The organism is Bradyrhizobium sp. Kon58, assembly GCF_055807455.1.
The window spans coordinates 1-19,898 of record NZ_JBVVOT010000024.1 but is presented as its reverse complement, the minus strand read 5'-3'; the positions used below and the strand labels follow the sequence as shown (position 1 = coordinate 19,898).

The following is a 19,898-nucleotide window of genomic DNA, read 5'->3' as shown; positions in this document are numbered from 1 at the left end:
AGCGTTGCTCCGGGCTTTTCATTTGGTCAGCCGTTACCAGTGACGGTAATAATGGTGGCGGCGGTAGTACGGTCCATCACCGTAATAGGCGTACGGACCGGGGCCGTAGGCATAGGCGGGGCCGCCATAGTAGCCATACCCCGGGCCATAGCCGTAGCCATAAGGATGGGACGCGGCGACGGCGCCCGCGGTGATGGCGCCGGCGGCGAGGCCGAATGCGAGGCCCGGACCGATGCCGCGGCCGCGCGCCTCGGCGGGCGCAGGCGCCGCGACCGCGGTTACGCCGACGGCCGCAACGGTAGCCAGAACTGCCAGTGTCTTCCTCATCATGAATCTCCTCCTTCGTATCTCGCATAGACAACGCCGGCGCGTTGCGATGGTTGCGCGCAAGGCTGTGGAACCGAGCTCGGATTAAATCCGCCCCGCATGGAACAGGCGCGCGTTCCGCGAATTGTTTGTTTAAGTGCGGACGCCTCCGCCATCTGGTTGAGGCAACAGCACGAAGACCCCGTCAGCGTCACCAATGCTGGCGGGGTTTTCAGTTTCACGGACAGCAAATTGGCAACGCAGCCCAATTGCTGCCAGCGGGGAGCGGCTAGGAGGATAAAGTGCCGATATCCAAATTGCTGGCTCGTATCCGCAGGCTGGTTCCCAGATCCGGCGATCAGCATTACGACGAGATCGTCCGCAGTTTCGGTGTCGGCACGCTGCGTCCGCCGCCGACGCCGATGAGCGACGGCGAGTTGGCGCGGGCCATTGCCGAGTTCCTTAAGGAACAGCCGTCGAGCGAGTCCGTAGGCGCCCTCGGCCGGCGGCTCGACCCCACCACCCCGCTTTGAGGCCAGTCCGTCTTGTCCGGGAACATGCGCTTCGCGCGCACGTTGCCGTAGCCTTCAAGGAGAAAAGAGGCCGACATGCCCGTTTGGCTCGAAGTCCTGCTCAACCTGTCCGGTTACGCCGGTTTCGTGGCGCTCGCCTCACATGGCACCGCGTGCCCAGGGAATTGCGCCGACCATCAGATCTCCGGCGACGACCGTTAATTCGTGTGCGGTGGCTGGCCCGCCGTGCGCATCAGCCTGTCGGCCTTGACCGCGACACGCGTGTCCTCGAGCTGTGGCCGCAGCGAGACGCTGATCACCACGAAAGCCAGACAAAAGAGCGTGCCGACGATGGCGACGCGCCGGTAGGTGTGGCGGTCGCCCTGATAAAAACTCGGTTCTGAAAAAGGTGTCATGAATTCGTTCTTGGCAAAATTGCTTGTTGGCCAAAGTCGCTTGTTGGCAAAGTCGTTTCCAGACGTATCCAGACACACCTATCCCAAGCAGCGGCAAGCGCAACGCGATTGGGCTTTTAACCTAACCGAATAGGGTTATCGGCTTCGCGGCAATCTTCCGTTAGGAGTTCGCGAAGCGTCTCCAGAACTCGGCGAGCCGCTTCAAGCTCGAAGCCGAAGCTTCTGGTGATCCGCCGTCCGGCTTTGTTCCAGCTTCACCTGCCTTTCGTTCTCGAAGAACGAATCGGAATCGCAGAAATCGGCGCGAAGCAGGTCTTAACGCTTCGTTTGTGCGCAAACGATCGCATCATCGCCGACGATCGCGCGCTCACATCGCGTCTTCGGATTTCGATCGCGGTGGCACCTGCGGCACCGACGGCCTGCCTTTGCGCAAGCGCGGGTGCCGGTCGTACCAAAACACTTTTGCGATCTCGGCAAACATCTCGAGAAACCAGCACGCATCCATGTCGCGTCTCCCTCGCCTGATCTCGTAGCGAGGACAGGCGAACGGGACCGTGCGAAACATCACGCCGGCTTGGTCAGGACAGGCATGTCCCGCATCGACACAGAAGCCACGGCTTGTTCTGCATCCGACTCCATTTCGTTCGCAAAGAACGAATCGGAGTCGAGGAATCAGCGCAAAACGATTCCTAACGATCGGTGAAGGCAGGCGCGATGGCCTGTTGTCATCGACGCAGCGCGACGCTCATCACGCCGCTCGCTTCACCGTCTCCTTCCCCGACAGATCCTTCTCCGAAAAGCATTCGAGGATCTGGATGCGGAGTTCTTCCGCGGCCGGACCTTCGAGCTTCCTGAGCTGATTCCAGAGCCTGATCACTTCGCGTTGTTTCTCGACAGTCATGGGCACCCTCCCAAAAGACATTGGTCACCGCCAAAGAGATGCCCACTAGAACAAACTAAGAACAAAAAGTCCAGCCCCCTCCGCGAAATTCGCTCGCCACATCGCCTTGAGCCTTCCGCGCGGCGGCGCGGTTGCTTTTTGGGTTTTCAACCTTAAGTTCGGGAACGCGGCCGGCGGCGCGGCGCTGAAATCCCATCGCAGCCAGCCAGGAAGGCCCCGTGCGAAAGCGCGGGGTTTTTCTTTTGGGGAACGCGCCATCGCCCTCCCCGTTAGTCATTCCGGAGCGAGGGACCGTGACCAGAAAATACTACGCCGTCGAGGTGGTGCGTCAGATCGAGGAGACCGTGGAAATCATGGTCGAGGCGCCGGACCAGACCGCCGCACATGATGCAGCGCTTGCGCATCTGAAAGCGCGCGGCTCCGAGTATCAGTGGCTCAATCCCAAATGCGATCTCGTCGTCTGGCGCGAGCGCCAGGTCGACACGCCGGCGATCATCGACGTGTCCGTGGCGGCGGAGTAGCGGCCGGAACGAATTTTTTCGTCTCGCGTTGTCAAGCCGAATTCAGTGGTGCTGGCGGCATGTCGCGACGCGGCCGACCAGCTTGAAGAGCCCCGGTCCCTAAGCCCGGGGTTTTTCTTTGAGGCGGCCGCCATCCAAGCGATGGCCCGAACAGCAAAGCAGCCACCCGGGCGTTACGCCGGGTGGCTGCTTTGAGAACTGTCGACGCTCGCCTCTGTCCGCCTCTTAGACCAGCAAAGTCAGACCGGCAGATTGTCGGTCATCCCGGGCGGGACTTCGCTTTGCTTGGTCCGCTCGGCGAGAAGCTCCTTTTCGGCCTCGTACCAGAAGGTGTCCATCGTGCCCGCGGGCTCGCCGGCCTCCTTCCAGAGGTGATAGGCGCGGTTTCGAATCTCTACTTCGCTGAGACCAGTCATGTGATTTCTCCCTTTCGGAAGCAAAGCCTGACGACGCCCGAGAGTTCCCTAAGAGAGTTCCTTATTGGTCCAGCACAAGCAAGGAGTCATTGCAGCACTCCACGAAAAGAAGCCGCCGCAACGAAAACGCGAGCCCTTGGCGAACTCTTAGACGGAGTCCTTGGCCACCTTCAGCGGCGAGGCCTTGACCGACTTGCTCGCCGGCTTCGCGGCGAACTGCATCGGCTCCTTGGTGAAGGGATTGACGCCCATGCGGGCTTCGGTCGCCGGCTTGTTCACCACCGACATCTTCACGAAGCCGGGAATGACGAACTCGCCGGACTCGTTGAGCTCCTTGTAGCCGACGGTTGCCATGTACTCGATGACCGACTTCACGTCGTTCTTCGACAGCTGCGTACCCTCGGCAATTGCATCAATCAACTGAGTCTTCGTCATCTTCGCCATGTCTGAATTTCCTTCTGTGCGCGCGAGCAGGCTTTGCTCAGGACGCGGTCCAACCGCGCAACGCGCTTCTGATTCATGCCAACTTTCATGAAGTGACGGGGCTTAGAACCCATCGACGCCCAAAACGCAAGCAGGGGGTTCGGCGGGAGGGGCGGACGCCGCGGCAAAGATGCCGCAGCTTGCGCCGTTTCCGCCTTGAACCATTTTCGCCCTGAAGCGTCTAACTCTTTGAAGTCCCCAAGCTTCACCCCATCAGAGAGCCCCGCTTCCCCCAGGCGGGGCTTTCGCCTTTTCCGGGGACCCGGCCGCGCAATGCCGATCAGGCTGGCCCCCCAGGTCTGCACCGGGGGCCGCGCGGGTGACCGTCACAAGGCAGGTTCTCTTTTCCGGCCATCTCCTGCATAATGCGGCATGGCAAAAACAAAAGTGACCTTCAAAACCGTCCGCATTGCAGACAACGACTGGAAAATCCTGGCGGATTACCCGGACAGCGAACAGCGCGAAATCAAGGGCTTCACCAGCAAGGCAGATGCCGACGACTGGATCAACGGCGACCGCAAGATCGCGTGGCTCCGCTCCCAGGGATACGCCAAGTAAAGCGCGCATAAGTCACGCGCGCATCGTGTGACGCCCTTAGGGGTGTGAGGCGCGCTTCGTCCCTCCCCGCTACAGATGCACTTCCCGTGCCGGCGTTTGTCGAGCAGGCGGCGACGCCCGCTTGTCTATCGCCTCGCGGGGGCGCCTGGTCGACAAACCTGTGACCGGGCATGCGCCGTTGAGACTTCGGTAACCTAACGCCTCCAAGCTCCTCTCAGTATCGTTGCGTTGGAGTAACTCAAAGTGCTGGATTTTAACGAGCTGCGTGAACTCGCAGCCGATGTTCGCGTGTTCGTCGAAATTGCCGAAGACAAGGCCGAAGCGCTTCGCGCCGTCATCACCGCCTATGACGTGGTGCTCGCGATCTTCCCATCCGGAGAGGGCATGGGCCTCCACGTCATCAAGGGCGGCGAGATCCTGGACCAGATTGCAAAATCACGAACCCATGCGAGCTACAGCCACACCGCCATCGCGGTTCCCGACCTGGAGCATGCGGAAGTGCTCAAGCACCTGACGGGCCCGGCCGACCAGCGCATTGCGGCTTAGAGCGTTTTCAAGCGAAGTCGATAGCGGTTCGCGCGCAGACGAGAATTTTTGCACTCCGGAACGCCCAGTTTTAGGAACACGGCTTCTGCGCTCCCGTTGGCCCACGCAACCAACCAGGAGTTTGAGATGAAGAAGCTCATCATTGCGACCGCCGCCCTCGGCCTCATGTGCGGTTCCGCCTTTGCGCAGAACCAGACGGGCCCTGCCCCGCAGTCCGACAACATGCAGAAGCCCGGCATGACCAACACGGACAAGGGCACGATGAGCAGCGGCACGACCGGCATGAGCCATGACGGCGTGAGCAAGGGCGGAACGGTAAGGCCCGACGCCTCCGGCCAAGGTGGCTCCGGCCCCGGCAGCGACCAGGGCGGCACCAGGACCCGCAGCAACATGAAGTAAGCCGGTTTCCTGTACGGCTGCTCCCGGCCGCGTCGCTTCCCACAAGGCGGCGCGGCCATTTCATGACAAGGGTCTTTCATGACAAGGGTCTTTGGAACCTGTCGCGAATGCACGCCTCACAATCGTGCGCGCACCGGAACGGTCAGCTCTCGCCGCGAGTTGCCCCATCTCCAGCAAGGGAGATCGTCATGAGCGTTGAAGGCAAAGTGAAGGAAGGCGCCGGGTTCATCAAAGAAGAGATGAACGAACACGGCAAGTCCCCCGAGAGCCAGAAGAAGGCTCAGGAAGGTCGAGACCTGCGCAACGAAGGCCGGATCGAAGACGGCAAGCCGCCGAAGACGACGAAGCCGGGTACCGGTCACTAGATCGCGTTCGAAACCCCGTTTGATGAGAGCCGCCCCTGGTCATGTCAGGGGCGGTTTTCTACGTTCATGACCAGCCGATACGTGCCCATGCGATCTTCCGAAGCTGCGGTCCTACAAAGACAGCGGGCGGCTCGAACCATGCAGCGCAAGGGCTGCTAGAACGCTCAGGCTGTTGTATGGTCGGACATTTCTTATGAGGGGCTGATGAAGATTGCCATTGTTATCGCCGGCTTGATCGTTGTTGCTGCTGCCGTTCTCGTGTCGGTACAGCCCGGCTTTCTGAAGCCTTCGTCTCTGGCACTCGTGATGAAGTCCGACATCCTCGGCTTTTCGCCCGGCATGACATTCGACGAGACCAACAAACTCATCACGCAACGTCGCTACCGCTGCCGTCAGCTTCGCGATTCCTACGTCCTCGAATGCGCAGTCGACGGCGCGAAGGTCACGATCTTTGCCGACGACGTCGACCCCAAGAATCCGGACCCCAAACATCCCATCTGGCGCGTCATTGCGGAGTTGAACAATCCGGGTGCCCAGGACGCTGCTTCCAAAGACGCTGCAGTCAAATCGATATCCGACCAGTTCAATGCCCAGCCAACCAGGGACGCTCGGGAAGGATGGATATGGACCGTCGGCCGTGGGCTGAAGCTGACCTACGGCGGCACAACCTTGAAGCTCGTGGACGAAGCTGAGGATATCAGGCGTGGCAAGCAGGAAGCAAAGCGCTAGGGAGCGCGACGCTGGATGCCCTTCAGTGACGAAGCCGGTTGACGGCCCATAGCGGCAGCCACGATCCCAGCACCATGCAGATCGCAATGGCTGCGACCAGGACGTATTTCAGGGGATGTTGCGAGGACGCGAGCGAACCTTCGAGATGAAGGTAAGGCAGCATCGCCTCCATGGCCATTCCGATCAGGGCAACCGCAACCAGCCCGCCAACCACCGAAGCGAACAAATTGACGATCCATCCCATCGCGCCGCGCTTGTTCGACCACGCCTCGAAGATCGCGACAGCCAGCATCACGAGCACGAAGATCAGCATGAAGCTCATCGAGCCGCCGACGCTCGCCTTCGACCCGAAGACTTCCACCAGCAGCATGGCCGCCACCGCGAGCAGCGTGATCGCCTTCACGACATTCCTCTTTAGTGTCTTGGCACATAGGCCGCGAAGCCAATTCCGATGCCGGGCAGGCTTTGCAGCATGGCGGTTGGTCGCGGCGGGCTTCGCCCGGGTTCAATCGTGATAGATTTCCGCTCGGCAACTGATGAGTGCACCCCGCGCAGTTGCGGGCACTCTATCGCATCCGCGCAACCATTCCTTAATGAATTTCCCGCCTAGATTGCGATGGCTTGGAATAAACGTGGCGGGGCTTGGTGCGGATCTTCGCGGGTGTACAGGCGATGCGCGGGGTCGCTGCGCTGTCGGTGGTCTGCGGACACGCAATCAGTGCGCGCCCCGATAGGGTCGGACCGGAGCTTGCCGAGGGCGCGCTGACGATTCTCGCGAGCGGCGTCGACATCTTCTTCGTGATCTCCGGCTTCATCATCGCGACCACGGCGGCGTCACAACACAACCCGCTGGAATTCGCTTTCAGGCGAGCCCTCCGAATTTTTCCGCTCTATTGGCTGGTGTTGCTGGCGGCGTTTGTCAGTTCGTCCTGGATCTCGTTGGCGCCGGGCGACCGCCCCGCCCTCGACCTCGGAACCATCTTCGCATGGACCTATCCGAACTGGTACCTTGCGCCAGCGTGGTCGCTGGCTTTCGAACTGCACTTCTATGTCGCCGTCGCGGTCATCCTGGCGATCAAGCCGGACCGGCTGTTCGAGATCTTGTTCGCTGGATTCGGCCTGGTCATTCTGGCTCTCGTGTTCGGCCTGGAGCTCGGGATCTACTTGCATCCGCTGGTGCTGGAATTCGGTGCCGGCGTTGTCATCGCCTATCTCCAGAAAAGCGGACGATTGCACTTTTTGCACCATATCCCGGCCGTTTCCGCGGGCCTGTTCGTGGCCGGCTGGTACTGGATTTTCGTGCGCGGCGCGGCCGACCCGCAATTCGCGCGCGTCCTGACCTATGGCGTCGGCGCGGGATTGCTGATCCATGCTGTGGTCGCTGTCGAGATCGAAGGGCGATCCTTCTCACCAGTCCTGCAATGGCTCGGCAAGATTTCGTACGCGCTGTATATCGTCCATTATCCGGTGGTGAAATGGATCGCCAGCTTTGACGGACTGTGGCTTCTGTCGACCGCCGGGACAATCATCGCCGGCATCCTGCTCTCCATCGGTCTCGCCGCCGCCTTGCACGTGGCCATTGAGGCACCGATCCTCGATTGGGGGCGCAAGCTAAGTCTGATGCGCAGACGCCGATCGCTGCCGGCCGTTCCGTGATCATCTCCCGACGCTGAATCCGGGCAAGTGCGGCCCTTGCTGCGTCATGGGCCAACTACGAACAAATAAGGAACAAAATGCATCAGCCGGCATTAAACCTGAAAAGGAGAGATCGCCGTGACTGACAACAAGATGGCTGATAACACCGCGGGCAACACCCAGAAGGATCCGAAAGATTGGGTCTCCGGCGACGACCCGATGACCGGCGCCCAGGAATCCTACCTCAAGACCCTCGCCGAGCAGGCCCACAAGCCCCTCCCCAAGGAGGATCTGACCAAGGCAGAGGCGTCAGAGCTGATCGACACGATGCGGCAGAAGGCCGGGCTCGAGAAATAGACGGCTTCAGCATTTCGAAACACGAGAGATGGGCGGCGGGCGACAGGAAGGCCGCCGATCTCCGCTTTTCGCGAAGCGCCAATTTGGACCAATCATCGCCGGCGAGCGCGGTCCTCCGCGGCAGGTTCGCGACCAGGGAGCTAATCGCTTTCGACGACCCTCACAGCCAGCTCAGCGACCGCACGCCGGCCGGCCGCGACGAGGCCGTCGATCTCGCGTGTCTCGTGCTTGGCGCAGTGGATGATCCGTTCGGCGACATACCGGCGCGCGGTGTAGGCTTCCATCCCCTCAGGTATCATCTCGCTGACGCGCTCCAGCGCCCTATTCATGTGCGACAGCGTTCGTTCGTTGAACTCCTCCAGAAGCAACATCACCTGTCCTCAATCTCATAATGAATACGGCTAGTCGTGTTGGCGGGCGGACGCCTATCGAGGCATGCACTCCGTCCCGCGAGACGGGAGAGCCTGACTCCACCGATGATCTGAAGTGCCGCCAATACTGGAGAATTGCAGGCGTTCGGCTAACGCTGCATTCACAAACGTTAAGCGCGCTGCATTTCGTTGGGCACAGCCGGCTTCAATTGAGCTCACGATCCCGCAATGTCGATTCCACAACTTCAATGCCGGGATCGCGGCCTGTCCGCTTTGCCAGCCGGGCACTCATCCCGCTTTGCCTTGCTTCACGTCATGGACGATGTCACCGATGGTGCTTCCCACGACCATCGCGGCAACAACAGGCCAACCGGCGGCTACCATAAGGATGGCCCCGTAGCGCATGTCTTCGCCCGGCCGTTTATAACTGTCCCGGCCCGCGAAAAGGAGCACCGCGATCAGGCAGCCAACTGCGTATCGTCTAAACCATTTCACGACGAGAGACCTTCGTTTACGGGCATTCGTCGCCTCGAACACCGTCGTGGTTCATGATGTCGGCCGTCCGGCTCAAAGGCAGGCGAAATTTCAGACGATCACGCAGGCGCGTCCTGCGCCTTGCATGACCTGCTGCCGCTCATTTTCTTGCACACGCTGAGCAACGGCTCCGCCGCCGAGCTCAATCCTGTCACTTCGGTAGATCGCGGATTGCCAGCTTGATGACTGTGAGGACAACGAAGGCGGGGGCCCCGTAAACGATGGCATTCACGGCCCAAGTGATGGCGACGCCCAGGAAAACGGAACTGCCGACCGCTCCCCAGAAAAGGTAAGCTGCAGATATGCCCGGCATCTCCCATGCCATCACAGTGATGGAGTAGTCGGTGAGCTGCTCCATGACGAGCAGCACCGTCGAGACGAGCGCCCCGATTGCCAGTGCGATGATGAGAACCGATTTCATCGTCTTCAAAGGCCCAACAGCCCCATCAGTATCGGAATCATAAAAAAGGCTGCCAGGCCGAGGAGGCCTCCCACGGCAATTTTCACCCAACGCCGTTGGATTTTCGGCTCGAGCCATGTCGCCAGTTTGACCCAGAACGCATACGCCCATCCAGCAACAATCGAGCGGATCAGTGCGAACAGAAGCTCGCCGAGAATATTGGCCATGGCGGTTAGTCGCGTCATCTCCGCGGGGAGTTCATCTGCCGAGCGGCTAGACAACCTTGTCCACCCGTGAGTGAGGTGCCCAATTCTGCGGTTTACATCATCGTTCTGCGGCCCGGTTAGCGCTGTGGGGGTGCTTCGCGTGAAGGGGCTCGTCGTCTAGCGCTTGAGCATTGTCATCGCAATTCATGCCCTTAGTTCAGGCGCTCGGCGCGGCATCGTGACTGCTGACATCAGGGTGGCAGCAGCGATGTGCGACGAGCCCCGCGATGCCGCTCAAATCTGCGGTCAACAAAGGACATGCCATGAAGTTCGCTTCCACTCGCCTGATCGCCACCGACATCAAAATCATGGTTTCGTTCTACGAAATGATCACCGGAGTTTCCGCCGAATGGCTCGCGCCGGTGTTCGCCAAGATCGTGACGCCGGGCGCCAACCTGGCGATCGGCGCAGCCGAGACCGTCGCGCTCTGGAAAGAAAACAGTGCCGAGCCCGGCGCCAACCGCACCGCCGTGATCGAGTTTCAAGTCGAAGACATCGATGCGGATTATCAGCGCCTGAAAGACAAGGTCACGCTGGTGCATGAGTTGAAGACGATGCCTTGGGGCAACAAGACGTTCCAGTTTCGTGACCCCGAAGGCACCGCAGTATCGCTCTTCATGCCGCCGACCGAGGACGCCGGAAAGCGCCTCGCACCGCGATAGGGCGATGGCAGCAGATCGGCCCGCAATGTTGCCAATGGCGCGTGTGCGGCGCTGGATTCGCGGTGAAAGTGCGTGCAATTCGCCGGCTGACTTGCTTCATCAGCCGGTTTCGCCCTCACGTACTCGTGCGCCGGCCCTCCAGGATTTTCCGGCTATCTCCTACTCCCGCGGGCTAGCGATCGCTGTAACAGTCCTGGACTGGACTCAATTCACCCGCGGTCACCATACTGACGAGGTTGACAGCCACAGAGACGCGTCTTTATATTCTGCAATCAATAATTGTAAGTGATGTCATTCATTCAGGATAGCCATTTCGAGAGCTTATTCGCCATGTCATCACTCTATGGCAATCTTTTTAAGTACAGAGAAAGCGAACTGCGATCTCCTCGCGAAGATTACCTCAGCGAGTGCTTGGCCGACTTCTTCAACCGCTTGCCGCTATCACTCCAATCTCAATTTGTCTCTCGAGTATTCTTGCCAGAGACCTTGCGGACGACGTTCGACGCCATCCTCACGGAGGCGACCTCCCTCAGCCTCGAGACCCAGCGCCAGATTGCATCCGGCCGCATCGATCTTGTCCTCCTGGCCGATGATGCTCCCATTGTAGCGATCGAGAACAAGATTGCAGCCAAGATTCAAGACGATCAACTCGCGCTGTACGGTCGTTGGATAAAGTCTGCTGCGCGGTCACGCCGCTTAGCCGTGATATGTCTACTGACCCATCTGACACCACCACCTCCCGAATTCATGAGAGGCGGCGAGGCTAGCGGTGATGCGACCCCGCATCTCGTCAGGTGGCCAGCTGTTGCCGCTATACTTTGGGAGCTTGCGCAAGGTGCGGAGGGCCGCAACGACATCAAACTGCTAGCTCGCGAACTCAGACGATTTTTGGAGGAGAATAATATGAGCACCGAATACGCAGGACGCGACGATTTCGCTGCCGCGCTCGTGTATTTGCGCGCCGGGTCTCGAATGGATCATACGTTCGGAACGATTTTCGAGCACATCAAATCGAGAGAAGGCTGTTTCCAAAGAAACGAGAACAAAAACGAGTATAGCCTCTTATTCGACACTCCCTATATGCTCATCTGGGGCTGGGCTTATCTTCTGCACCAAGTTCACCAGTCTATCTTCTTTGGTTACGGAATCGCGCTTGATCCGCAGTCCATCTTCACAGCTGGAGGTATTCCTACCCAAGCGGGGATCCCACGGACAGACTCCGCGTTCATCTGTGTTGGAACAGACGAGAAACGCGCCACGCAGGCCATTCGCACCCTCAAGCATGAGCCCGAAGACCCATGGACATATGCGGAGTTTGGTCGTTCCGTGGCCGTGATTTCGTTTAAACCACTGCACGATTTCATGAGAGCACCTCAGAATTTTGCGCAGGAGATGGTCCGGTGGATCGATCAAGAAGCCGATGCCGTCAATCGGTTTGTCAAACGGTTAAAGTAGGTGCGAGCGCCCGCCACCAGCTTCCTTTCAGGGGTTGCAGCTTCTCGGCCATCTCAGTCGTGAGTACCGCCCGGTTCCGATCTCGGTCTTGTGCAGCTGATGTTCGCAGCAATCGGTGTCACTGCCACTCAGCGCGAAGGGCACTCGCCAGAATTGCGGTGACAGTGCATTCAATTCGTTCGCCGTCGCTTCCCTGATGACTTTGCCACTTCTATCTACGCTTAGCGGAGAGCGCCAATTGAGTGCACTGTTACCTTTACCCCAGGGTCGTAGTGGTGGGGCGTCTTCGCTGCATGTACTCGCGGAAGGTCCTGAGAACCTCCAGCTCTCCCTCACATTCTTCTTGTGCTGTTCGTCCTGCTCCAACATCGCACGCTCTTCGCGATAGGCTTTGCCTTGAACGCGGTTGAACGTCTGCTCACCTCTTGACCAACATCCTGCCCAGCAAGGCTTCAGCGGAGGCTGTCCCGATACCGCCTCGTTGAAGCTGCAGGATCTCCTTCCGCTGGCGCCCGACCTGAGTCCGCATGCGCTCGATCTCGCTCGGATGAAGTTGATGTCCGGTATATCCCGCCCCACGATTTGAAGATGGCCCACGAGAAGAAAAAGGGTACATAGAGTCCAGCCGCTACGATTGTGTTACCGCCGATGGCCCCCAGCCGTTTGCTGACCGGCAGGGGTGATTAGGTTCCGAGGAAGCTAGGAGTGGTACCCGATGTGGCTATTGCGGCAATGGCAATATCTGCACATTTACTTTTTTGAACAGCTCGAAGAGCATTCGAGATGGCGCCAACTAAAACTATTGGGCAGTTCCAATATCGTACGGGCTTCCGTTCTTATGCCCGCATTCGGCTACATGCTGTTGCTCAATGAAAACGTGCACCAGTACCTGACGATTAAATACGATGGTTGGCTGCTCAATTATCTCCCCAACGTCTGGCGCATTTGGTTTTTGTTCTACGGCAGCTTCTTTGTCGCTCTGGCTACGATCCTTTACAGCATCTACTGTCCACCCGAAGTGAAGAATTATGTCAGCGCGTTCGACATGGCGGAAACCGAGGCGAAGCATCAAATCAACCTCAAGCAGGCAGAGGTAGTTCGAGACAGGTTGAAGCGGCTGTGGGACACCATGCCGAAGTGGATGCTTCCCTACTTCGACCTCAACAGCATAAATCTAGACGGCAATCTTTACGACCGCGCCGATCCTATCGCGCATCTTGCGAACATGTGTCTGGTGCAATGGATAATACGGACATGTGGCACCGAGGCCTAAGGTGTTTAATCTATGCCATGTACGCGACAGGTCTAACACTCGTCGCTGTACCGGCTGCATTCACCTTCCTACAGGTGACGTGGCTTGCCATAAGGCGCGCTGTTTAAGCACCCTTATTTTTGGTGCTGCCATTGGAGTCCCCACCCGCCCGCCTCCGGCGCTATTGAGGAACCCAACTCACCCGATCACCGGGTCTCGACATCCGGGCTCTCCAACAGACCGGGGCGACGACAACTATTGTCCTTGGGGCCGTGACCCAGCGACCCAGGAGGGCCCCCTCGAGTGGCTAAAGGGCATTGAGACATTGGTCGTTGTCGTAGGCTTCATTCGCCTCGCCTTCTGGAAACGCCGAGGCGTTCCGCCGAGTGGCAACCCACGGGCCCGGACAGCAACTCATACGACTCCAGACCCATTCAAATTGATAGACGAGATTCCGAAGTCGGCGCATGATTCAGGTGCAGGGTAGAGCCTGGTTCAGGCTGCCTCACAAGACAGCAAGTCCACAGCAGCGGGCTCCGTATGGAGTACGGCCCTCGCCCCCTGCCCTTTGTCGCAATTTGCTGCTATTCATCGCCTCCGCCCAAACCAAAAACCCTCCATCCACCAAGGGAGCAACAACCATGCGATACCTCCACACCATGCTGCGCGTGCGCAATCTCGATGTTGCGCTGAAGTTTTACCAGGATGCGCTGGGACTGAAGGAGGTGCGGCGGATCGAGAACGACAAGGGGCGTTTCACGCTGGTGTTCCTGTGCTCGTCGGACGATCTCGAAGCGCTGAAGAAGCAGCCGCAGACGCGCGGCGCGCCGCTGGTCGAGCTCACCTGGAATTGGGACGAGGAGAAGTATGGCGAGGACCGCTTCTTCGGGCATCTCGCCTATGAGGTCGACGACATCTACGCCACCTGCGAGAAGCTGATGAAGGTGGGCGTCACCATCAACCGGCCGCCGCGCGACGGCAACATGGCCTTCGTCCGCTCGCCCGATCTGCACTCGATCGAGATCTTGCAGAAGGGCGATCCGAAGCCACCGCAGGAGCCGTGGTCGTCGATGCCCAACATCGGCCATTGGTAGAGCCTTTTTGCGGGAACCAGCCCGTACCTGCGGCGTTCTCTCCCCGACAATGCAATTGGAGGAGGACGCGATGGGACGCGGAATTTTGTTGTGGATGTTGGGTGTGCCGATTCCGGTGATCATTCTGCTGTGGCTGTTCTTCGGCCGCTGATCGCCTGACCAGGCTTTGCCTTGCAATGAAAGCTCCGCCTCAGGCGGAGCTTTTTGCATGAGAGGATCGGCGCAATCGCGCGTCGCTCGCCGCAGTGAATTCCGCTATTACCCGCGCCGAAAGAAACGCCTGGGGAGGATGATTTGCCGGACCAAAAGCTGACGATCTGGGGCCGCGCCAATTCGGTCAACGTGCAGAAAGTGCTGTGGTGCCTCGCCGAGCTCGGCCTGGCTTACGAGCGCATCGACGCCGGCATGGCGTTCGGCAAGACCCGCGAGGCCGACTACCTCGCGATGAACCCCAATGCGCGGATCCCGACGCTGGTCGAGGGCGACTTCACGCTGTGGGAATCCAATTCGATCATGCGCTATCTCTGCCTCGCGCACGGGCGCGGCACGCCCATTTATCCCGAGGCGCCGAAGCTGCGCGCCAGCGTCGACCGCTGGCTCGACTGGGCACTGTCGATGGTGCAGCCGGTCGACCGCCCGGTGTTCTGGGGCCTCGTGCGCACGCCGCTTGCCGAGCGCGACATGATCCAGCTGCAGAAGGATGCGGATGCTGCCGCCGAGGTCTGGGCCATCGCCGACCGCCTGCTCTCCACGCGTCCGTTCATGGACGGCGATGCGTTCACCCTCGCCGACATCGCCATCGGCGCCTATGCGCGGCGCTGGCTCGGCGTCGAGGGCATCACCCGGCCCGCCCAGCCGCATCTGACGCGCTGGCTCGCCGAGCTCGGCAAACGGCCCGGTTTTGCGCAATTTGTGGCACCGCCGATGTCGTGAGCGGTGACGCGGCTTAAACCTCGTTGAGAGCACGATGAATCGGCACTTCGTCGCGTGCCGCCGGGAGCTGGCGGCTACTGTGCATGAGGTTGTTTTCGCGTTTTTTTGTTTAGGGCCAGCCGCGCTCGAACAGCAGCACGCAGAAAATCAGCACGAGCGTCACGGCCGCGGTGGCGAGCCGCGCGGTCCAGGTCAGGCCGCGGCCGACCCACCACAGCAACGCGCAATACATCACGAACGGGACGATGATTTCGGGCCGCATGATATCAGGTGGCATGGGGCGTCAGCGCCTGATCGTGGTCTCGACGCTGATCGAGCCGCCGATCTTGACGCAGGTGCCGGTGCTCTCGACCATATGGAAGCCGCGGCCATAGGCGGCGCAGGAGCCCGCTTTCGCGCTCCCGCCGACACCCTTGAGCGGCAAGGCCTTGCCGGCCTGTGGACGCTCCGCAGGCGGCAGACGCAAGGCATCCGCCGCGGCCGCGGACATGGTCAGCAACGAGATCAGGATGAGGAGCGGCGCACGCATGCGGGCCGTTCTAGCCCGGACCGGCGCCTTGCGCCATCGGGGTCACTTTGCCCGGGGTCAGATGAACTTGATGCCGGCCGATTTGCCGCGGCGCCACACCACCTGGCAGCTCCGCCCGGTCCGCGCATCGCGCGCGAACGCCATCCGGATCACGCCCGGAAGCTGGCTCGCATCCTCGTCCAGCGTGATCTTGGCGCCCGTGGCGGAGATGTCCTGGACCAGGCATTGCCGCGCCGCGAATCCGCCCTCGAGCGTGATCCAGGCATGCTGCGACAGCGACTTGCGGGCTGCGCGCTTCTTGGGCGGTGGCATCGGCTCAAATTCTCCCAGTCCAGCGCTAGCTCAGGGAACCTAAGAAACCGTTGAATTCGCCCCGACTGATCCTGGGCCGGGATGCTATCCACCGGTGCCAAAAGACCGTTCCCGAACGGCTTGCCCAGGGCGCCAAAGGCCATTATAGGTTCGCCCGCGCAGCCGCCGGGCATGACTCGGGCGGCCAGCGGCCGTGCCGCGAAAAGCGGCGGGGCCCTGGGTTTGCTCCCTTCGTCTATCGGTTAGGACGCCACCCTTTCACGGTGGAGAGAGCGGTTCGATTCCGCTAGGGAGCGCCATCATCCGGGCGTTTGGATGAACCCGCGAAATCTGCCGCTCCGCATGAACCTGCCTGCCCCTCGCCTCCGACCAATGTCCTGATGGAACCGGATGCAGGCCCATGACGCAGCGCAAATCCCCCTCGGACGACCAGGCCGGGATTGCCTCGCCGGCGCCGCCGCCATGGATCCACCGCACGGCAACCTACGCGCCGGAGCGGCGCGCCAGAATGCTGGAACACATGGTGCGCGCCAGATCGCTGCCTCGGGCCACTGCTGCACCGGCGCGGTCGCAGGCGGCCGGCACGACCGTCGTCGCTGACGCTTTCGGCTACGCCGTTTTGTTCGGCATCATCGCGCTGCTGTTTCAGTCGCGCGTTCCGCTCTATCTTGGCGCCTTTCTCTTTTTCAGCGATGGCGAGCGCATCGAACTCGCTCTTGGAAAGATCGGCATCCGTCTCGAGCCCGGCACGGTCGGGCCCGACATCATCAAGGGCTTCGTATCCCTGTTCGGATGGTTCGCGCTGCTGGCGTCGTTGAAAGCGTCCGTCCCCGCGTGGCTGGCGGCATGGATGCTGCCGGACGCATCGTGGTCCTTCCTCGCCGGCATCGCCCTTCTGCTCGTCATCGTCGAAGCATTCGCAACGCGCGCGATGCAGCATGCATTGCCGTGGTTCGGATTTGAGAGGAGACCCAGCAGCCTGGCCTGCGCGACGATCAAGCTCGTCATGGCCCTTGGCGTGCTGGCCCTGCTGGTGCTGCTCGGATGACGCGATCGTGAGGTCGCGGGCCCGATAATCGCGGCGCTATGCCGCCCGTCCCGGTCGGCGCATTTACCAAAAATTTACCCCTGCTCGTGAGTGCCGGTATCATTTGCTTAGAATTTGATTGCTACCGTGGAATTACGGAAAACCTCCGAAACACGATTGGCGCCCATGTCCGTCGCAGAGTTCCTCAGACAGCGTGCCGTACAAGTCACCGTGAGTGGCAGCTACTCGCTGCCGCGTTGGTACGATTGCGAGGGCAAGCTCCGTACCTTCGCCTGCCGCACCAGCCGCGTTTCACCGTTCCGCATGATGGTCGACGTTCCCGTGGTCGGGAAGGTCGGCGAGCGCGTGACCTCCTACTTCCAGGACTTTGGGGAATTCCAGTGCACCATCAGCGCGACGCTGAAATCGGGCTTCCTGATGGAGCTCGACATGACGCGGGCCCGGCGCGCCTGGATGTCGGAAAAGCTGACCTGGCTCGAGAAGAAGCAGAAGGACGCCAGCGTCCAGGAACTGCGGAATGACGCGCGCTTCGTGCCGCAGGTCGCGCACACCTTCCTGACGCTCGCCGACGGCAGCACCCATGCCTGCTTCATCATCGACGTCTCCACGGCCGGTGTCGCGATATCCTGCGAATACGATCCGCCGGTGGGAACTCCGCTTGCGGTCGGCGCTTGCGTCGGGCGCGTGATCCGCAAATTCGAACACGGCTTTGCGGTCAAATTCGCCGAAAAGCAGTCGCGGGATGACGTCGTCCGGCTGATCGTCCGCTCGCCCATGCTGCAATCGGCCTGATCCTCCGGCCGCGCCGCCCTATCGCAGCCCTATTTCGAGATAAGCTTTTGAAGGTCCGCGTCTTGTGCCGTGGATCATCTGCAGACTCGCGATCGGGGGACCGAATGGCAGTCGAGAAAATTACAGTCGATAAGATCAGGGTCGATAAGATTACCTGGGACAGGGTCGGCCGGGTCACCGAGCCCGGACGCTACATGTACACCTTCGGCTGGCTCACCATCACCGCCGGCGATCTCGACATCTGGAAGCAATACCCGCAGGCCGCGTTCACGCTGATGGCGCAGCATTCCGAACCGGACGCGTCCATCGGCGAGGAATTCCATCTCGGCGCCTTCGACGTCGCGCCCGACGCACCGCCGCCATTCACCACGCATTGAGACAGTCAAAGCGGGCTTGGGAGCGGCGGCCCTTGCAGATAGCAGAGGCCGCGGCGGGAACGCGTGGCACGGGCGTTGCTTTATCATTGCCATGACTCCCATCCCCACTCACATCCCCGCCGTCGACCAGGCCTTCCTGCTGTTGCTCATCGTGCTCTGTCTCGGCACGTGCCTCATACGCGCCTTTTGGGAGCTGGAGCAGATCCGGACACGCCGGATCTCGTCACCCTCTCGCGCGACGAAGCGTGACTAGGCCGGCTTGCCAAGCCATGCCTCGCCCGGAGGGGGCTACCCCGGCTGTGGACTTGCCGCGGCGACACGTTCATCGTGAATCGAAGAAACCTCCACATTGCCTTGATCTGACTTACCAATCGCGATCCGATGACAGGCGCGCGACCGTTGTCAGGGATGACGAGGTGGTTCTGTCATGCGATTGATTGCACTCCATATTCTACCCCTCGGCGACCGTCCTGATGAACGTAGGCTGTCACGCTTGTTAAGAGACGCGAGCAAGCGCATGACACAAGGTCGCATCGGACGATGTGGATAAGCGGATCAAGGGAACCTATTTTCGGCGCCGATGTACCTGATTGAAGCGTTACCCACCGTCATCGGAACGGCCGCCATTGCCCCGGCGCTGCTGATGCTGTGGCTTGTCATCGCCGCCGAGGAACGCCCGGGACCGCCGGCCCAGGTCTGGACCGCGTTCCTGCTCGGCGCGGCCAGCATTTCGCTGCTGGGCCTGGCCCGCGCCCCTTTCGCCAAAATGGTCGCGGCCCCGGACAACCCGTGGGCGGCGCTGGCCATGCATTCGATCTTCGGCGTCGCGCTGCCGGAGGAAGCGGTCAAGGTGATCGCCATCGTGCTGGTCGCCTCGACCAAGCGGCGGACCTTCGCCAATCCGATGGACACCGTGGTCTATGGCGCCGCGGTCGGCCTGGGCTTCGCCGCCTACGAGAACCTCGCCTATCTGGTCCAGCACGCCGAGATGTGGCGCTCGCTGGCCGCCTTGCGCAGCGTGCTCACCGTGCCGTTCCACGGCGCGCTCGGCATTATCGCCGGCGCGTATCTGACCATCGCGCGCGCCGGCACGGCGCTGGGTGCGAACCGCCATCATCGCGACTGGGCCCGTCTCTCCAGCCGCCTGCTGATCTTCGCAGGCCCGCTCGCCCTGCATTCGGCCTTCGACTTCCCCCTGCTCACACTCCAGCGCATGCCGGATCTCGATCCGACGCTGCGGATGTGGTTGGGCGGCGCGAGCCTGCTGATCGGCTTCAGCTCGATCGCCTTCGCCATCCGCCTGGTGCGGCGCGTCGCGCGCCATCACGCACCCCGAACCGACGTCGCACGGGAGCGCCTCAGCCAGCTCCGCCGGATGTGGGCGCTGCTGCTTGCCGGTGGCGGCGTCGGCTTTCTCGGGCTCGCCTTCGTGCTGACCTCGATCCATCACTGGCTCATCAACCCCGAGCGCAATCTGACGCTGGCCCTGATCCCGATCGGCCTGGTCTCGATCCTGCTCGGCCTCGCACTTCTGATCGTCACGACCGCGATCTATGTTCTCGGCCGCAACCGCATCCGCACCAGCGGCGAAGGTTTTTCGTCGGCGCACGGCGGCGGCTGAACCGCGGGGTGGCGAGCGCGGTGCGCGCGTACTAGGGTCCGGACTCATTTAGCCCACCATGAGATTGCGGCTGCGAGCAAGATTGCAGACAGGAAGATGTCTGCGCGC

General features: G+C 60.9%; 33 protein-coding genes and 1 tRNA gene. 20 read left to right on the top strand and 14 right to left on the bottom strand.

The window, feature by feature from the left end:
- Positions 1-33: 33 nt before the first annotated feature.
- Positions 34-327 carry a hypothetical protein gene (locus AC0L20_RS29440; RefSeq protein WP_247398192.1) on the bottom strand — a complete coding sequence of 98 codons (294 nt, stop codon included), beginning with the start codon at positions 325-327 and terminating at the stop codon, positions 34-36.
- A 281-nt stretch (positions 328-608) separates the two neighbouring features.
- On the opposite strand from AC0L20_RS29440, the gene AC0L20_RS29435 reads away from it, so the two are divergent.
- Both AC0L20_RS29435 and AC0L20_RS29430 read left to right on the top strand, forming a co-directional pair.
- Positions 609-839: a hypothetical protein gene (locus tag AC0L20_RS29435; RefSeq protein WP_007610151.1), complete on the top strand. Its 231-nt coding sequence runs from the start codon at positions 609-611 to the stop codon at positions 837-839.
- Positions 840-914: 75 nt separating this feature from the next.
- Positions 915-1,040, top strand: coding sequence for a hypothetical protein (locus tag AC0L20_RS29430; RefSeq protein WP_106943514.1), 126 nt, complete (start codon positions 915-917; stop codon positions 1,038-1,040).
- On the opposite strand, the gene AC0L20_RS29425 is transcribed toward AC0L20_RS29430, so the two are convergent.
- From AC0L20_RS29425 to AC0L20_RS29415, 3 genes are all read right to left on the bottom strand, one after another.
- Entirely contained in the window at positions 1,037-1,234 is a 198-nt protein-coding gene (locus AC0L20_RS29425; RefSeq protein WP_085353591.1) for a hypothetical protein, read from the bottom strand. The genes AC0L20_RS29430 and AC0L20_RS29425 overlap by 4 nt on opposite strands.
- A 367-nt stretch (positions 1,235-1,601) precedes the next feature.
- The gene (locus AC0L20_RS29420) at positions 1,602-1,739 is read right to left on the bottom strand and encodes a hypothetical protein (RefSeq protein ID WP_354237395.1); all 138 of its coding nucleotides are present in this window, start codon (positions 1,737-1,739) and stop codon (positions 1,602-1,604) included.
- Positions 1,740-1,982: 243 nt separating this feature from the next.
- Positions 1,983-2,135, bottom strand: a complete 153-nt coding sequence (locus tag AC0L20_RS29415; RefSeq protein ID WP_197031199.1) for a hypothetical protein — start codon at positions 2,133-2,135, stop codon at positions 1,983-1,985.
- Between the two features lie 293 nt (positions 2,136-2,428).
- Between AC0L20_RS29415 and AC0L20_RS29410 the strand changes: the two genes are divergently transcribed.
- The gene (locus tag AC0L20_RS29410; RefSeq protein WP_473294120.1) at positions 2,429-2,656 is read left to right on the top strand and encodes a hypothetical protein; all 228 of its coding nucleotides are present in this window, start codon (positions 2,429-2,431) and stop codon (positions 2,654-2,656) included.
- A 239-nt stretch (positions 2,657-2,895) separates the two neighbouring features.
- Here AC0L20_RS29410 and AC0L20_RS29405 read toward each other — a convergent pair whose 3' ends face one another.
- Positions 2,896-3,072 carry a DUF2934 domain-containing protein gene (locus AC0L20_RS29405; RefSeq protein ID WP_084462276.1) on the bottom strand — a complete coding sequence of 59 codons (177 nt, stop codon included), beginning with the start codon at positions 3,070-3,072 and terminating at the stop codon, positions 2,896-2,898.
- A 147-nt stretch (positions 3,073-3,219) separates the two neighbouring features.
- Entirely contained in the window at positions 3,220-3,516 is a 297-nt protein-coding gene (locus tag AC0L20_RS29400; RefSeq protein ID WP_007591377.1) for an HU family DNA-binding protein, read from the bottom strand.
- Positions 3,517-3,927: 411 nt separating this feature from the next.
- On the opposite strand from AC0L20_RS29400, the gene AC0L20_RS29395 reads away from it, so the two are divergent.
- The 5 genes from AC0L20_RS29395 to AC0L20_RS29375 all read left to right on the top strand — a co-directional run bounded on the left by AC0L20_RS29395 (position 3,928) and on the right by AC0L20_RS29375 (position 6,152).
- Complete coding sequence (locus AC0L20_RS29395; protein WP_007591378.1) at positions 3,928-4,113, top strand: hypothetical protein; 186 nt, start codon at positions 3,928-3,930, stop codon at positions 4,111-4,113.
- 243 nt (positions 4,114-4,356) lie between these two features.
- Positions 4,357-4,659 carry a hypothetical protein gene (locus tag AC0L20_RS29390; RefSeq protein WP_007610128.1) on the top strand — a complete coding sequence of 101 codons (303 nt, stop codon included), beginning with the start codon at positions 4,357-4,359 and terminating at the stop codon, positions 4,657-4,659.
- Positions 4,660-4,785: 126 nt separating this feature from the next.
- Entirely contained in the window at positions 4,786-5,058 is a 273-nt protein-coding gene (locus AC0L20_RS29385; protein ID WP_473294119.1) for a hypothetical protein, read from the top strand.
- Positions 5,059-5,246: 188 nt separating this feature from the next.
- Positions 5,247-5,423, top strand: a complete 177-nt coding sequence (locus AC0L20_RS29380) for a hypothetical protein (RefSeq protein ID WP_007610124.1) — start codon at positions 5,247-5,249, stop codon at positions 5,421-5,423.
- Between the two features lie 204 nt (positions 5,424-5,627).
- On the top strand, positions 5,628-6,152 hold the full coding sequence (locus AC0L20_RS29375) for a hypothetical protein (RefSeq protein ID WP_473294118.1): 525 nt from the start codon (positions 5,628-5,630) through the stop codon (positions 6,150-6,152).
- Positions 6,153-6,174: 22 nt separating this feature from the next.
- Here AC0L20_RS29375 and AC0L20_RS29370 read toward each other — a convergent pair whose 3' ends face one another.
- Complete coding sequence (locus tag AC0L20_RS29370; RefSeq protein WP_473294117.1) at positions 6,175-6,555, bottom strand: hypothetical protein; 381 nt, start codon at positions 6,553-6,555, stop codon at positions 6,175-6,177.
- A gap of 242 nt (positions 6,556-6,797) precedes the next feature.
- On the opposite strand from AC0L20_RS29370, the gene AC0L20_RS29365 reads away from it, so the two are divergent.
- Together AC0L20_RS29365 and AC0L20_RS29360 are read left to right on the top strand one after the other, a co-directional pair.
- Entirely contained in the window at positions 6,798-7,808 is a 1,011-nt protein-coding gene (locus AC0L20_RS29365; protein WP_473294116.1) for an acyltransferase family protein, read from the top strand.
- A 132-nt stretch (positions 7,809-7,940) separates the two neighbouring features.
- Positions 7,941-8,144 (top strand): DUF3072 domain-containing protein, encoded by a 204-nt coding sequence (locus AC0L20_RS29360; protein WP_027517785.1) that lies wholly within the window; start codon positions 7,941-7,943, stop codon positions 8,142-8,144.
- 140 nt (positions 8,145-8,284) lie between these two features.
- On the opposite strand, the gene AC0L20_RS29355 is transcribed toward AC0L20_RS29360, so the two are convergent.
- The 4 genes from AC0L20_RS29355 to AC0L20_RS29340 all read right to left on the bottom strand — a co-directional run bounded on the left by AC0L20_RS29355 (position 8,285) and on the right by AC0L20_RS29340 (position 9,676).
- Complete coding sequence (locus tag AC0L20_RS29355; RefSeq protein ID WP_473294115.1) at positions 8,285-8,515, bottom strand: hypothetical protein; 231 nt, start codon at positions 8,513-8,515, stop codon at positions 8,285-8,287.
- A 288-nt stretch (positions 8,516-8,803) separates the two neighbouring features.
- Positions 8,804-9,052 carry a hypothetical protein gene (locus AC0L20_RS29350; RefSeq protein WP_473294114.1) on the bottom strand — a complete coding sequence of 83 codons (249 nt, stop codon included), beginning with the start codon at positions 9,050-9,052 and terminating at the stop codon, positions 8,804-8,806.
- A gap of 148 nt (positions 9,053-9,200) precedes the next feature.
- Positions 9,201-9,470: a hypothetical protein gene (locus AC0L20_RS29345; RefSeq protein ID WP_473294113.1), complete on the bottom strand. Its 270-nt coding sequence runs from the start codon at positions 9,468-9,470 to the stop codon at positions 9,201-9,203.
- Positions 9,471-9,475: 5 nt separating this feature from the next.
- Complete coding sequence (locus tag AC0L20_RS29340) at positions 9,476-9,676, bottom strand: hypothetical protein (RefSeq protein ID WP_473294112.1); 201 nt, start codon at positions 9,674-9,676, stop codon at positions 9,476-9,478.
- A 302-nt stretch (positions 9,677-9,978) separates the two neighbouring features.
- Between AC0L20_RS29340 and AC0L20_RS29335 the strand changes: the two genes are divergently transcribed.
- The 5 genes from AC0L20_RS29335 (at position 9,979) to AC0L20_RS29315 (ending at position 15,111) form a co-directional block, all read left to right on the top strand.
- On the top strand, positions 9,979-10,377 hold the full coding sequence (locus AC0L20_RS29335; RefSeq protein WP_473294111.1) for a VOC family protein: 399 nt from the start codon (positions 9,979-9,981) through the stop codon (positions 10,375-10,377).
- A 330-nt stretch (positions 10,378-10,707) separates the two neighbouring features.
- Positions 10,708-11,832: a PD-(D/E)XK nuclease family protein gene (locus AC0L20_RS29330; RefSeq protein WP_473294110.1), complete on the top strand. Its 1,125-nt coding sequence runs from the start codon at positions 10,708-10,710 to the stop codon at positions 11,830-11,832.
- A 715-nt stretch (positions 11,833-12,547) separates the two neighbouring features.
- Positions 12,548-13,105 carry a hypothetical protein gene (locus AC0L20_RS29325; RefSeq protein WP_473294109.1) on the top strand — a complete coding sequence of 186 codons (558 nt, stop codon included), beginning with the start codon at positions 12,548-12,550 and terminating at the stop codon, positions 13,103-13,105.
- Positions 13,106-13,725: 620 nt separating this feature from the next.
- A complete protein-coding gene (locus AC0L20_RS29320; protein WP_473294108.1) occupies positions 13,726-14,178 on the top strand; it encodes a VOC family protein in 453 nt (150 codons plus the stop codon).
- A 294-nt stretch (positions 14,179-14,472) separates the two neighbouring features.
- The gene (locus AC0L20_RS29315) at positions 14,473-15,111 is read left to right on the top strand and encodes a glutathione S-transferase family protein (RefSeq protein ID WP_473294107.1); all 639 of its coding nucleotides are present in this window, start codon (positions 14,473-14,475) and stop codon (positions 15,109-15,111) included.
- A gap of 109 nt (positions 15,112-15,220) precedes the next feature.
- Here AC0L20_RS29315 and AC0L20_RS29310 read toward each other — a convergent pair whose 3' ends face one another.
- The 3 genes from AC0L20_RS29310 to AC0L20_RS29300 are packed head-to-tail and all read right to left on the bottom strand — an operon-like array spanning position 15,221 to position 15,952.
- Entirely contained in the window at positions 15,221-15,388 is a 168-nt protein-coding gene (locus tag AC0L20_RS29310) for a hypothetical protein (protein ID WP_473294106.1), read from the bottom strand.
- Positions 15,389-15,394: 6 nt separating this feature from the next.
- Entirely contained in the window at positions 15,395-15,640 is a 246-nt protein-coding gene (locus AC0L20_RS29305) for a hypothetical protein (RefSeq protein WP_473294105.1), read from the bottom strand.
- A 57-nt stretch (positions 15,641-15,697) separates the two neighbouring features.
- On the bottom strand, positions 15,698-15,952 hold the full coding sequence (locus AC0L20_RS29300) for a PilZ domain-containing protein (protein ID WP_007610106.1): 255 nt from the start codon (positions 15,950-15,952) through the stop codon (positions 15,698-15,700).
- A gap of 224 nt (positions 15,953-16,176) precedes the next feature.
- Between AC0L20_RS29300 and AC0L20_RS29295 the strand changes: the two genes are divergently transcribed.
- The 5 genes from AC0L20_RS29295 (at position 16,177) to AC0L20_RS29275 (ending at position 19,790) form a co-directional block, all read left to right on the top strand.
- A tRNA-Glu gene (locus AC0L20_RS29295) sits at positions 16,177-16,251 on the top strand.
- A 101-nt stretch (positions 16,252-16,352) separates the two neighbouring features.
- A complete protein-coding gene (locus tag AC0L20_RS29290) occupies positions 16,353-17,000 on the top strand; it encodes a hypothetical protein (RefSeq protein WP_473294104.1) in 648 nt (215 codons plus the stop codon).
- Between the two features lie 165 nt (positions 17,001-17,165).
- The gene (locus AC0L20_RS29285; protein ID WP_473294103.1) at positions 17,166-17,792 is read left to right on the top strand and encodes a PilZ domain-containing protein; all 627 of its coding nucleotides are present in this window, start codon (positions 17,166-17,168) and stop codon (positions 17,790-17,792) included.
- Between the two features lie 119 nt (positions 17,793-17,911).
- Complete coding sequence (locus tag AC0L20_RS29280; RefSeq protein WP_473294193.1) at positions 17,912-18,169, top strand: hypothetical protein; 258 nt, start codon at positions 17,912-17,914, stop codon at positions 18,167-18,169.
- A 580-nt stretch (positions 18,170-18,749) separates the two neighbouring features.
- Positions 18,750-19,790 (top strand): PrsW family glutamic-type intramembrane protease, encoded by a 1,041-nt coding sequence (locus AC0L20_RS29275; RefSeq protein WP_027569915.1) that lies wholly within the window; start codon positions 18,750-18,752, stop codon positions 19,788-19,790.
- The last annotated feature ends 108 nt before the right edge of the window (positions 19,791-19,898 follow it).